Genomic DNA, 14,390 nt, shown 5'->3' on the forward strand with positions numbered 1-14,390 from the left:
GACCTTGTTCAGCGCATCGACAAACGCATCCAACCGCTCGCGGCTGGCGAAGGCCATGCGCGAACCCAGCACATAGGGGTCGTGCTCTGGTGCGCTGAGGTGGTGATAGAGAATGCCCTCCTGCAACGGCGCCAGCGGGTAGATGTCCTGCACGTTGGCCGCGCCGCCCGGCACCGTGGCGACGATACGGTCGATGGCGGCTTGCTCCAGCGCTACCATAGGCAGCATATCCGGCGTGATGTGGGTGCAGTCGGCCGGGATCTGGTTGGCCGGGACCGCAACCTGGCGGCTGTGGCCGAGGGTAGCGGCCAACGCCGCCACCGTCGGCTGGCCGAACAGCGTGCGCACGTCGGCTTGCAGGCCGGCCTGGCGCAGGCGCGCAGTCAGGCTCACGGCCAACAGCGAATGGCCGCCCAGTTCGAAGAAGTTATCGTGCCGGCCTACTTGCTCGACACCCAGCAACTGCGCCCAGATATCGGCCAGCAGTCGCTCGGTCTCGCCCTGTGGTGCTTCGTACTCACGCCCCTGCACATCCGGCACCGGCAGCGCCTTGCGGTCAGGCTTGCCGTTGGGGGTCAATGGCATCGCGTCGAGGTGGATGAACAGCGCCGGCACCATGTATTCCGGCAACTGCGCCAGCAACACTGCGCGCAGGTGATCGGCCGCTTGTGGCTCACCGGTGTGGTACGCCACCAGGCGCGGGCCGCTGTGCGGATGCTCGTGCACCAATACCAGCGCTTCGCGTACACCCGCAATCCGGTTCAGGCAGGTCTCGATCTCGCCCGGCTCGATGCGCAGGCCGCGCAGCTTGATCTGGTGGTCGGTGCGGCCGAGGAACTCCAGCACGCCATCTGGACGTTGGCGTACCAGGTCGCCACTGCGGTACAGGCGGTCACCTTCAACGAACGGGCTGGCGATAAAGCGCTCGGCCTGTTGCTCCGGCAAACCGAAGTAGCCGCGCGTCACCCCGGCACCGCCGATGTGCAACTGGCCGGCCACACCGAATGGTACGGGGTGGTCATGGGCATCCAGTACGTACAACCGGGTGTTGTCGATCGGTCGACCAATCGGCAGAGCGCCATGTGGCAACGGATCCTGCGGTTCCAGGGTCCAGGCACTGCAATCCACCGTGGCCTCGGTCGGGCCGTAGACGTTGTGCAGCCGCACCTGCGGCAGGCGCTCACGCACCTGGCGGGCCAGCGCCTCGGTCAGTTCGCCACCGCCACAGACGATATCGGTGAGGCTCGTGCAGCGCTTACCGACCTGTTCGAGGAACTGCTGCAACAGCGCCGGCACGAATTGCACCACGCCGACCCGTTGCTGCTCGATCAGCTCGACCAGGTACTGCGGATCGCGCTGGCCATCCGGGCGCGCCAGCACCAGGCGCAGCCCGCTGCACAGCGGCCAGAACAGCTCCCACACCGAGGCGTCGAAGCTCACCGGAGTCTTGTGCAGCACAGCACCCTCGGCCGGGAACAACCCGGCGCTCCAATGTACCAGGTTGACCACGTTGCGGTGCTCGACCATCACGCCCTTGGGCACGCCGGTGGAGCCGGAGGTGTAGATCACATAAGCCAGATGGTCCGAGGTCAGGCCAGGCACCTGCGGGTTGCTGGCCGGCAACGCCGCCCAAGTCGGCTGGTCCATGTCGACCAGTGTCACAGGCGAGCCCACCAGGCCACGGGTAGCACCCTGTACCAGCACCGCTCGTGGCTGGCTGTCACCGAGCATGTGGCTGATGCGCTCGGCCGGGTAGTCCGGATCGACCGGCACATAGGCGCCACCCGCCTTGAGAATGGCCAGCAGACCCACCACCAGCGACAGACCACGCTCGACACAGATCGCCACCCGATCATCGGGTTTCACCCCGAGCGCAATCAGGTGATGGGCCAAGCGATTGGCCTGTTCGTTGAGCTGGCGATAGCTCAGTTGCGCGCCATCCGCCTGCACGCCAATCGCTTCAGGCTGGCGCTCGGCCTGCCGTTCAAACAGCGCATGCAGAGGCTGCGTCAGATCGTGGTCTCGTACGGTCGCGTTGCACGCCCGGTGCAGATGCTCACGCTCCTCGGGCAACAGTACCGGCACTTGCAGCAGTGCTTGCCGGGGCTGCGCGTCCAGGCCTTCGGCCAGGGCCTGCAGCACCTGCCGCAGTTGCGCGCAAATCCGCGCGGCGCCCACCGACGCCGGGGCCATGGCCACCAGGCGCAGCCTTTCACCCATGTCGTCCACGCTCAGGCTCAGCGGGTAGTTGCTGCGCTCCTGGCCATCAAGGAACTCGACCCCCTCCCATTCCAGGCGCCGCGCCTCGTCCACTTCACTGCCGTGGCGGTAGTTGAGCATGGCGCTGAACAACGGCGCCGGCGCGGCCACGCCGCTGCAACGCTGGGCCAGGGCCAGTGAAGCATGCTCGTGCACCAGCAACGCACTGAGGCGTTGCTGGGTCTGGCGCACGGCTTCTTCAAGCGTCAGGCCTGCCAGGTCCAGGCGCAGCGGCAAGGTATTGATGAACATGCCCAGGGCGCGCTCGGCGCCCTCGCCCGCTTCCAGGCGCCCCAGCAGCACGGTGCCGAACACTACGCGGTCGGTGCCGCTGACCGCGGCCAGCAGGCGTGCATAGGCCAGGTGGAACAGGCTGGCGACGCTGATGCCCAGGCGCCGCGCATGCTGCCGCAGGTGCGCGGCCTGGGTGTCATCCAGCCACAGCTGCGCCTCCTCGATGGCCTGGCCATCGCCCTGCACATCGCTCAGGCCGAACGGCAGGGTCGGCTCGTCGATATCGCCCAGCTGCACGCGGAAGAACGCCTCGTGCTCGGCCTGGCTGACGCCCAGGCGCGCCTGGGCCACGTAGTTGCGATAAGGCACCGGTGCCTGGAGCGGCGCGCCAGTGCCTTGCAAGTAGCCCAGCAGCTCCTGGCCGATCACCTCCAATGCGGTGTGGTCGAGGACGATATGGTGGAACTGCAACAGCGCCTCGACACGCTGATCGCCCGTCGCCGGACCATGGAGCAGGCGAATCAGCGGGGCCTGCCCGATGTCGAGTGACTGCCGGTTGCGCTCATCGAGCGGCGCGACCTGCAACGCAGCCTCGCGCCAGACCACCTGTACCGGCTGCGCCAGGCCATCCCACAGCACCGAGGTACGCAGCACGTCATGCCGGGCGATGGCTTGGCGCAGCGCGTCGGCAAATGCGTGCAGGCGCGCCGGGCTGTCGAAGGCGATGCGCGATTGCAGCACGTAGGGGTCGTGCTCCGGCGAACTGAGGTGGTGGTAAAGGATCCCCTCCTGCAACGGCGCCAGTGGGTAGATGTCCTGCACGTTGGCCGCGCCACCCGGCACCGTGGCAACGATCCGCTCGATATCAGATTGTTCCAGCGTCACCAAGGGCAGCATGTCCGGCGTGATCTGCGTGCAACCGGCCGGGATCAGGTTGGCCGGGACCTGCACCTGACGGCTTTGGCCCAATGTGGCCGCCAGTGCCGCCACCGTCGGCTGGCCGAACAAAGTGCGCACGTCGGCGTCCACGCCTGCCTGACGCAAGCGCGCGGTGAGGCTCACGGCCAGCAGCGAATGGCCGCCCAGTTCGAAGAAGTTGTCGTGCCGGCCGACCTGCTCGACGCCCAGCACTTCGGCCCAGATCGCCGCCATTGCGACTTCGGTATCGCCCACTGGCGCGACATAGGCTTGTGGCGCCTGGAGCAACGGTTCCGGCAGTGCCTTGCGGTCGAGCTTGCCGTGAGGGGTCAGCGGCAACGCGTCCATGCGCGTGAAGGCCTGAGGCACCAGGTGCGCCGGCAGACAGGATTGCAGGCCCTGGCGCAAGGTGTCGACATCGACCGATGCCGCCTCGGTGAACCAGGCCAGCAGCCGCTCATCGCGCACCAGCACCACGGCATCGGTAATGCCCGGTTGAGCCTTCAGCGCCGCTTCGATCTCACCCAACTCCACCCGCACACCGCGCACCTTCACCTGGTCGTCGTTGCGCCCTTGGTAATCCAGGGTACCGTCGACGTTCCAGCGCACCAGGTCGCCGCTGCGGTACATCCGCGCGCCCGGTTCACGGCTGAACGGGTCGGCGAGGAAGCGCTCCTCGGTCAGGTCGGGACGGTTGAAGTAGCCCCGGGCGACCTGGGCGCCACCGATGTACAGCTCGCCGATCACCCCTACCGGCACCGGCTGGCGATGCGCGTCCAGCACATAGGCCCGCAGGTTGCCGATGGGTTTGCCGATATGCAGCGCTCCCCCCGCAAGCAACGTACCGGCCGTTGCCACCACCGTGGTCTCGGTCGGCCCGTAGTTGTTGACCAGGGCAAAGCCCGGGTCGCGGTCGAACTGGCGCAGGCGGTCACCGCCCACCAGCAGCGTTTGCAAGGTCGGGTGCTGGCGCTCGCGACGCAGCGCGTGCTCGGCCACCGGCGTGGGCAGGAAGCTGACCTGCAACGGCTGCTCCAGCCACCAGTCGAGCAGTTCGTCGACGTGTTCGCCGCCGATGTGGGCAGGCGGCAAGTGCAGCACCGCCCCGGCGCACAGCGCCGGCCAGACTTCGAAGGCCATGGCGTCGAAACCGAAGCCGGCAACACTGGAGGTATGGCTGCCCGCCTGAAGCGCGAACGCTTCCTGATGCCAGTGCAGCAGGTTGGCCAAGGTATGGTGTTCGACCATCACGCCCTTGGGCTGGCCTGTAGAGCCCGAGGTGTAGATCACATAGGCCAGCTCACGATCATCCAGCCCCTGCACGACGGGGTTGCTGTCCGGCTCATCGCGCCAGGCACCGCCATCCAGGGACACGGCAGGCACCTCGCCCACCAGCGTCGCCGTGGATGCTTCGACCAGCACCAGCGCGGGCAGGCTATCGCTCAGCAAGTAGGCGATACGCTCAGCCGGATACCCCGGATCGACCGGCACATAGGCGGCACCGGCCTTGAGCACGGCGAGCATGGCCACCAAGCGTTGCGGGCCCCGTTCAAGGCATAGCGCCACCCGGTCGCCACAGGCAACGCCGTGTTCGATCAGATAATGGGCCAGGCGGTTGGCGCGCTGGTTCAGCTGGCCATAGCTCATCCGCTGCTCGCCCTGCATCACTGCCAGCGCCTCGGGTGCCGCCACGGCACAGGCCTCGACCAGCGCGTGCACGGTCTGGCCCTGAGGATAGGCCTTGGCGGTAGCGTTGAAGCCCTCCAGTACCTGGCGCGACGCCTTGTCATCGAGCATAGCCAATTGGTCGAGCGCCTGCCCTGGGGCGTGCACCAGCGCCTGTACCAGGCGGGCCAACACATTGACCATCCCGGCCGCGACCTGGGCGGCATCGATGCCTTCGACGGCCAGCACGCTCAGGCTGAAGCCCTCGCCCAGGTCGTCCACGCTCAAGGTCAGCGGGTAGTTGCTGCGCTCCTCGCCGCCCAGCAGCCGCACGCCCTGCCAGATGCCCTCGCCGTCGCGGGCGGTTTCGCCTGCGCTGTGGCGATAGTTGAGCAAGGCGCTGAACAGCGGCGCCGAAGCCGCCACGCCGCTGCAGCGCTGGGCCAGCGCCAACGGCGCGTGCTCATGGCCGAGCAACGCCGACAGCCGCTGGTGGGTGGCCTGCAACGCCTGTTCCAGCGGTTGCGAGGTCTCCACCCGCAGTGGCAGGGTGTTGATGAACATGCCCAGCGCCCGGTCGGCGCCTTCGCCGCCTTGCAGGCGGCCCATCAGCACGGTGCCGAACACCACGTCATGCCGCCCGGCCAATACGCCCACCACGCGGGCCCAGGCCAGGTGCACCAGGCTCGCGGCGCTGACCCCGCGTGCGCGGGCTTGCGCACGCAGCGCCATGGCCAAAGCGGGCTCCAGGGTCAATCCGGCGTGTTCGATGCGACCGCCATCACCCTGGACATCGGCCAGGCCGAACGGCAGGGTCGGCTCGTCGATATCGCCTAGCTGCTCGCGGAAGAACGCCTCATGGCTGGCCGCGTCATCACCGAGGCACACTTGGGCGACGTAGTTGCGATACGGCACCGCGGCCGGCAAGCTGGCGCCCCGGCCATCGAGCAGTGCCTGCATTTCCTCGCCGACCACGGCCATGGCCGCGTGGTCCAGGGTCAGGTGGTGGAACTGCAGGATCGCCACCCATTCGCCGTGGCGTGGGTCCTCGGCATAGACCAGCCGCAACAGCGGTGCCCGCGACAGGTCCAGGCGCTGCTGGCGGGCATCGAAGCGCGCTTGCAGCTGCTCGATCACGGCTTCCTCACCCAGCCCGCTGACCGCGACAGTCTCCAGCCGGGCCTCGCGCCAGACCACCTGCACCGGCTGCGCCAACCCCTCCCACACCACCGACGTGCGCAGGATGTCGTGCCGCGCGATCACCTGTTGCAAAGCCTGCGCCCAGGTTTGCAGACGCGCCAGGCTGTCGAAGGCCAGCCGTGACTGGAGCAGGTACGGGTCGCCCTGCTCGGCACTCAGGTGGTGGTAGAGAATCCCTTCCTGCAACGGCGCCAGCGGGTAGATCTCCTGCACGTTGGCCGCGCCGCCCTGTACCGTGGCGACGATGCGGTCGATAGCCACCTGGTCGAGGTCGATCAGGCTGAGCATGTCCGGGGTAATGTGGGTCGCGCCCACCGGTACGCGGTTGCCCGGCACCTCAACCTCACGGCCACTGCCCACGGCGGCGGCGAGCGCGGCCAGGGTCGGCTGGGCAAACAGCACGCGCACGTCGGCAGTGAGCCCGGCCTTGCGCATACGTTCGATCAGGCTCACCGCCAGCAGCGAGTGGCCGCCCAGCTCGAAGAAGTGGTCGTGACGGCCCACCCGCTCGACCTTGAGCAGCTCGGCCCAGATTGCCGCCAGGGCGGTCTCCACTTCGCCTTGTGGCGCCTCAAAGGCACGGCTGATTACATCTTCGCTGCCTGGCTGCGGCAACGCACGACGGTCGAGCTTGCCGTTGGCGGTCAGCGGCAGTGCGTCCATGTGTACATAGGCCGACGGCAGCATGTAGTCCGGCAGTTGGCCTTGCAGGTGCTGGTGCAGCTCGGCGATTGCTCCATGGCCGGTGAAATAAGCCACCAGGCGCTTGTCGCCCGGGCTGTCCTCACGCAGCACCACGGCCACGTCACGGACACCCGTGCACGCTGCCAGGCGCGCCTCGATCTCGCCCAGCTCGATGCGGAAACCACGCAGCTTGACCTGCTGGTCGGCGCGACCCAGGTAGCGCAAGGTGCCGTCGGCCTGCCAGCAGGCCAGGTCGCCGCTGCGGTACATGGTCCCGCTGTTGAACGGGTCGGCCAGGAAGCGCTCGGCGGTCAGTTCGGGCTGACCCAGGTAACCCAGGGCCACGCCATCGCCGGCGATGTACAACTCACCCACCGCGCCTACCGGCAACAGCTGTCGGCGAGCATCGAGCACATAGCAACGGGCGTTGCCGATCGGCTTGCCGATCGGGATGCTGCCCTCGCCCACGCTGACGATCTCGTGGGTGGTGCTGAAGGTGGTGGCCTCGGTCGGGCCATAGCCGTTGAGCAGGTGTTGCGGCGCGCCGTCACGCAGCACGCGGGCAATCACTGCCGGGTCCAGTACATCACCGCCGACCATCAGGTAGCGCAGCGTACGGAACGCCGGCAGCAGGTCGTCGGCGAACTGGTGGAACAGCCCGGCGGTCAGCCACAACACCGTCACGCCCTGGGCCAGCAGTTCGTCGCGCAGGGCCTGGCGCGACAGCACCTGATCCTGGTCGATCACCACCACCGCACCGCCGTTGAGCAACGGTGCCCACACCTCCAGGGTGCTGGCATCGAACGCCGGGTTGGAGGCGAACGCTACTCGATCCTGGCTATTGAAATCAGCGAAACCGTTGTTGATGGCTAAACGCACGATGGCCCGGTGCGGCACCTGCACACCCTTCGGCGTGCCGGTGGAGCCGGAGGTGTACATGATGTATGCGGCGCTGCCGGCATCCACCGCCAGGTTCAGCGGTTCGCTCGCGTAGCGGGCCAGGTCGAGCCGGTCCAGTTCGACCCGACGCCCGCCCTCGATCTGCGGCTGGTCACTGTGGGTCAGCAACATCACGGCCTGGCTGTCCGCGACCATGAACGCCTGGCGCTCGACCGGCGCGTTACCGTCCAGCGGCACGAACACCGCCGCGCACTTGCTCACGGCCAACTGGGCCGCCAGCAGGTCGAAGGAACGGGGCAGCAGCAAGGCCACCCGATCGCCAGGCTGGACGCCACCTTCGACCAGACAACGGGCCAGCCGATTGGCCTGGGCATCAAGTTGGGCATAGCTCCAGTGTTGCTGACCATGCACCACCGCCAACGCCTGCGGCGTGCGCAGGGCATGCTCTTCGAACAGCCGGTGCACCGGCTGGGCACGCGGATAGTCACGTACCCTGGCATTGAACTGGTGCAACATGCGATCACGCTCGGCTGCCGGTACGCCATGCAGGCTGTGCAAGGCGGTCGAAGGCGCCTGTTCCAACGCTGTGACCACCTGTTCCAGGGCCAGGTGCAGCAGCTGGCACACCTGGTCTCCCGCCACCGGCGTCACCGCCTGAACCGTCAAGCGCAAATCACTGCCGAAGTCATCGACACTGACCACCAAGGGGTAGTTGCTGCGTTCCTGCGCCACCAGCAGCTCGATGCCTTGCCAAACAGGCCCCTGGTTTGGCTGCCCCACGCTGTGGCGGTAGTTCAGCAGGCTAGTGAACAACGCCTGCGAGGCCGGCACGCCACTGCAGCGCTGGGCCAGCGCCAGCGACGCCTGCTCATGGGCCAACAACTGCGCCAGGCGTTCATGGGTCAGGCGCACGCCATCGGCCACGCCGCCGGCACCGACACTGACCCGCAGCGGCAAGGTATTGATGAACATGCCCAGTGCCCGATCGGCGCCCTCGCCCCCCTGCAGGCGGCCGAGCAGCACGGTGCCGAACACCACCTCTTCGCGGCCGGACAACTGCGCCAGCACCTGGCCCCAGGCCTGGTGCACCAGGCTGGCGGCACTGACACCCAGCGCCCTGGCCTGCTCGCGCAGGCGTGCGGCCAGCGTCGATGCCACAGGCAGGCGGCTGTCGCTCACCGGCCGGTTGCCGACCGTGGCCTCGCGCAGGCCGTACACTTCGGTCGGCTCGTCGATATCACCCAGCAGCTCGCCAAACAGGGCTTCATCACCCTCAGGGTCCGCGCCCAGTCGCGCCTGGGCGACGTAGTTGCGGTAGGCAATGCTCGGTGGCAAGTCGTCGCGCCCCTGCAGCAGGGCCCCGACCTCGGCCACCAGTTGCTCCACGGCCGTGTGGTCGAGCAGGATGTGGTGCAGTAACAGGGTGGCCTCCAGACGGCCACCCTCGACCCGGCTGCTCAGGCGCATCAGCGGCGCGCGCCCAAGGTCCAGGCGTGGCACCTCCAGCGCCGGGCTCAGCAGCAGCGGCGCCTCGCGCCAGACCACCTGCACCGCTTCCTCCAGGCCCTGCCAGTGCAAGCTGGTGCGCAGGATGTCGTGACGGGTGATGACTCGGTTCAACGCCGCCAGAAATGCCTCCAGCTCAGCCTGCCCGGCGAAGGCGAAGCGCGCCTGCACCACGTAGGGGTCCGCGCCTTCGCTGGCCAGGTGGTGGTAAAGGATGCCCTGTTGCAGCGGGGCCAGGCCGTAGATGTCCTGGACATTGGCCACGCCACCGGGGATACGCGTCAGCAGCGTGTCGATGGCGTTCTGGTCGAGGCTGGCCAGGGGCAGCATGTCCGGGGAGATGCGTGCGCAGTGTGGGGGGATGAGGTTGGCCGGTACCGTGACAGGCGCCTGCCCGCCCACTGCGGCGGCCAGCGCTGCCACGGTGGGCCGGCCGAACAGGACGCGCACATCGGCATTCAGCGCCTGCTGGCGCATCCGCTCCACCAGTCGAACCGCCAGCAGCGAATGCCCACCCAGCTCGAAGAAATTGTCATGCCGCCCTACGCGTTCCACGCCCAGCAGCTCCGACCAGATGGCCGCCAGCCGCTGCTCGGCCTCGCCCACGGGCGCCTCGTACTGTCGTGGTTGCGCCTCCGGTGCCGGCAATGCCTTGCGGTCGAGCTTGCCGTTGGGGGACAACGGCATGGCGTCGAGGTGCATGAACAGCGCAGGCACCATGTACTCCGGCACGCGTTCCAGCAGTGCGTCACGCAGGTGTTCGGCGGGCTGCTCCACACCGCAGTAATAAGCCACCAGGCGCGGGCCGCTGTGCGGATGCGTATGCACCAGCACCAGCGCTTCGCGCACACCCGCGACGACATTCAGGGCCGTCTCGATCTCGCCGGGTTCGATACGCAGGCCGTGCAGTTTGATCTGCTGGTCGGTGCGGCCAAGGAACTCGAGGACGCCGTCCTCGCGCTGGCGCACCAGGTCGCCACTGCGGTACAGGCGGTCACCCTTGACGAACGGGCTGGCGATGAAGCGCTCGGCCTGTTGCTCCGGCAAGCCGAGGTAACCGCGCGTCACCCCGGCACCACCAATATGTAGGTGCCCCGCAACGCCCCAAGGCAATGGCTGGTCGGCACTGTCCAGCACGTACAGCCGGGTGTTGTCGATCGGTCGACCGATCGGCAGCGGGCCTGGTGGCAGCGGATCCCGTGGTTCCAGGGTCCAGACACTGCAGTCCACCGTGGTCTCGGTCGGGCCGTAGACGTTGTGCAAGCGCGCCTGCGGCAGGCGCTCGCGCACCAGGCGGGCCAGCGCCTCGGTCAACTCGCCGCCGCCGCAGACGATATCGGTGAGGGAAGCGCAACGCGCACTGCCCGCCTGTTCGAGGAACTGCTGCAGCAGCGCCGGCACGAATTGCACCACGCCAACCCGCTGCTGTTCGATCAGCTCGACCAGGTACTGCGGATCGCGCTGCCCATCCGGGCGCGCCAGCACCAGGCGCAGCCCGCTGCACAGCGGCCAGAACAGCTCCCACACCGAAGCGTCGAAGCTCACCGGGGTCTTGTGCAATACCGTGCCTTCGGCCGGGAACAACCCGGCGCTCCAATGCACCAGGTTGACCACGTTGCGGTGCTCGACCATCACGCCCTTGGGCACGCCGGTGGAGCCGGAGGTGTAGATCACGTAGGCCAGGTGGCGCGGGGTCAGCCCAGGCACCAGGGGATTGTGCCTTGGCAATGCGCCCCAGCTCGGCTGATCGAGGTCGACCCTCGGTACCTCGGCGGTCCCTGGAACCGCACGCGTGGCAGCGTGCACCAGCACCGCGACCGGCGCGCTGTCGCCCAGCATGTGGCGGATGCGCTCGCCCGGATAGGCCGGGTCGACCGGCACGTAGGCACCGCCGGCCTTGAGGATGGCCAGCAGGCCGACCAGCAGGGACGGCCCGCGCTCGACACAGATCGCCACGCGGTCGTCCACCTTCACACCCAGCCCGATCAGGTGGTGGGCCAGGCGGTTGGCCTGCTCGTTGAGCTGGCCATAGGTCAGCTGCCCGTCTTCGGTCTGGACCGCGATGGCCTGCGGGTGCGCCTGGGCCCGGCGCTCGAACAACGCGTGCAGCGGCAAGTCCAGGTCATGGGACACTGCCGTGGCATTGCAGTCCGCTACCAGGTGCTGGCGCTCCCCGGATGTCAGTACTGGCAGGCACAGCAATGGCAAGTCCGGCTCGCGCTCCAGCGCCTCGACCAGACCTTCGAAAACCTGCCCCAACTGCTCGCACAGGCGCTCTGCCCCCCAGGCGACAAGCGCCTGGACCGTCAGGCGCAGATCATCGCCAAGGTCATCGACCGCCAGGCTCAACGGGTAGTTGGTCCGCTCCTCGGCACCGACCACATCGATGCCCGGCGCCACCGCGATCACCTCGGCGGCGTCGCCCGCTGCACTGTGCCGGTAGTTGAGCATGCTGTTGAACAACGGTGTCGGCGCGACCACGCCGCTGCAGCGCTGCGCCAGGGCCAGCGGCGCCTGCTCGTGGCCCAGCAGGGCGGTGAGCAGGCGATGGGTGGCCAGCAACCCCTCGCGCACCCCCTGCCCGCCCAGGTCAACGCGCAGCGGCAAGGTATTGATAAACATGCCCAGCGCCTGTTCGCTGCCCTCGCCAGCCGCCATGCGCCCGAGCAGCACGCTGCCGAATACCACCGATTCACGCCCGGACAGCGCCCCGAGCAGGCGCGCCAGGCCCAGGTGCATGACACTGGCCGGGCTCACCCCCAACAGACGTGCCTGGGTACGCAGACGGTGACTGAGCGCGGGCGCCAGGGTCAGCCGTGCTTCTTCCATAGGCTGGTTGCCCACTTCGTGTACAGCGAAAGCAAGGGTCGGCTCATCGATGTCCGCCAGCATCGTCCTGAAGAACGCTTCATGGGCCTGTTCATCGCGGGCCAGGCGGGTCCTGGCCAGCAAGTCGCGGAACGGCACGGGGGCTGGCAGTTGCTCACCTTCACCGGCCAGGCAGGCCTGGATCTCCCGGCGCACGATGTCCAACCCGGTGTGGTCCATCACCGTGTGGTGGAACAACAACAGCGCCACCACCTGCCCGCCCTGCTCGACCGCGTGCACCAGCCGCAGCAGTGGTGCCTGGCCAAGGTCCATGCGGTAGTGGCTGGCGTCATGGCGTGCACGCAGCTGGGCCAGTGTGTCCCCCTGCCCCTCGACGCCGATCCGCTCGCTACTGAGTGGCGCCCGGCGCCAGACCACCTGCAATGGCTCGTCCAGACGTTCCCAGACCAATGCCGTGCGCAGGATGTCGTGGCGCTGGATCACCCAATCCAGCGCCTCGGCGAACGCCTCGAGGTGTGCTTCGCTGGCCAGGCGCAACTGCGCCTGCAGGATGTACGGGTCGCCGTCGTGGCTGGCGAGATGGTGGTAGAGCATGCCCTCCTGCAAGGGGGCCAGGGGGTAGATATCCTGCACGTTGGCCATGCCGCCCGGCACCGTGGCGACGATGCGGTCGATGGCCGCCTGGTCGAGGTCGACCAGTGGCAACATGGCCGGGGTGATGCGCAGCGCCGGGCTCAGCCAATCGTTGTCCTGAGCCGCGAGCATCTCCAGCAAGGCCCGCTTGTGCGCCGCCAGGGCGTCCCACAAGGCGTCGTCGAGCGCATCGTCGTCACCATCGACGATCAGGTCGGCCTCCTCGCGCTGGAGCCTGATTGCACGGGTGGAGAGCGCTGCCATGAGTTCGCTGAAGAGCATCGGTAAGCATCCTGCTTTGCCAGTCGGAAATGCTCGGAACGCTAATGGATCGGGGGTGGGGGGGATGACATGGGAAGGGGGGACAAAGGCCTGCCTTGCCTGGGCGCCTTGCGGCGCATCGCGGATGAATCCGCTCCTACACATACCTCGCAGACCATGGTCGTAAGCCCTGTGCCTACGACTGTAGGAGCGGATTCATCCGCGATGCGCCGCGCGGGCGGCGCTCGATCTCATAGGCGCTGCAACGCTTGCGGCGAACACCTGGAAATGGCTGACGTTCAAAGCGCGTTGACCGCCAGCAGCTGCGTCAGCACATCGGCCAACGCCTTGACCATCACATCCGCCGTCGGCCGATGCACGATCACGATTTCGTAGCTATCGACCTCCGGCAGCCCCTGCGCGCTGCCCAGCACCCGGTGTTCGACGGTTGCCGCCCGCGGCGGCAACAAGCTGATACCCATGCCATCGGCCACCGCAGCCTGGATGCCACTGAGGCTCGAACTGGTGAAACTGATGCGCCAACGCCGCCCCATGCTTTCGATCGCGCTGATCATGTCGTCGCGGTAAAGGCCTCGTGGCGGAAAGGTCACCAGGGGCACCGGGTCGAGGTCAAAGGAGGGGGCTTGCGCGCTGTCGATCCACTGCAGCCGCTCAGGCCAGCAAGCCACGCCTTCCCGGCTGTTGCGTCGCTGCTTGAGCAGCACCAGGTCCAGCTCGCCATTGTCATAGGCCTGGCTCAGGTCGCGGCACAGGCCGCTGGTGACTTCCAGCTTGACCTGCGGGTGACGCCTACTGAACGCCGCCAAGGCGTTGGTGGTACGCCCACCCACGAAATCCTCGGGCACGCCGAGGCGCACGGTGACGCCAACCATCGCCCCGGCCAGGGCCTCGAGCATCTGGTCGTTCAAGGCCAGCATATGGCGGGCGTAACCCAGCAACGTCTGGCCGGCATCGGTGGGCAATACGTCGCGATTGCCACGTACCAGCAAGCGATGCCCGACCATGTCTTCCAGGCGCCGGACCTTCTGGCTGATGGTGGACTGGGTGGAGTGCAGGCGCGCGGCCGCGGTGGTGAAGCTGCCGCAATCGGCGACCACGACGATGGCGCGGAGCAGATCGAGGTCGAACAGCGATCTATTCGGTTTTGCGCTGACGGACATCTCGGTATTCAAGTTCTGAATGACAAGACGGTTTTCTATCACGGCCTCTCGCGCCCGGCAACTGCCGATGCGCCAGGTGATGCTTCCTTGTTACCCAGCGGCTTGAGCACCTTCAACATG

At 67.6% G+C, this 14,390-nt stretch carries 2 protein-coding genes (1 of these 2 cut by a window edge); both read right to left on the reverse strand.

The window, feature by feature from the left end; translation table 11 throughout:
• Window positions 1–13,110: the 5' portion of a non-ribosomal peptide synthase/polyketide synthase gene (locus PSEEN_RS27100; protein ID WP_011534203.1), read on the reverse strand. 12,372 nt of this gene lie to the left of the window's left edge; the window shows 13,110 of its 25,482 coding nt (coding positions 1–13,110); it begins with the start codon at window positions 13,108–13,110; its stop codon lies beyond the left edge, outside the window.
• A gap of 278 nt (window positions 13,111–13,388) precedes the next feature.
• On the reverse strand, window positions 13,389–14,270 hold the full coding sequence (locus PSEEN_RS14105) for a LysR substrate-binding domain-containing protein (RefSeq protein ID WP_011534204.1): 882 nt from the start codon (window positions 14,268–14,270) through the stop codon (window positions 13,389–13,391).
• Window positions 14,271–14,390 lie beyond the last annotated feature (120 nt).

This window comes from Pseudomonas entomophila L48, assembly GCF_000026105.1.
Lineage (GTDB): Bacteria > Pseudomonadota > Gammaproteobacteria > Pseudomonadales > Pseudomonadaceae > Aquipseudomonas > Aquipseudomonas entomophila.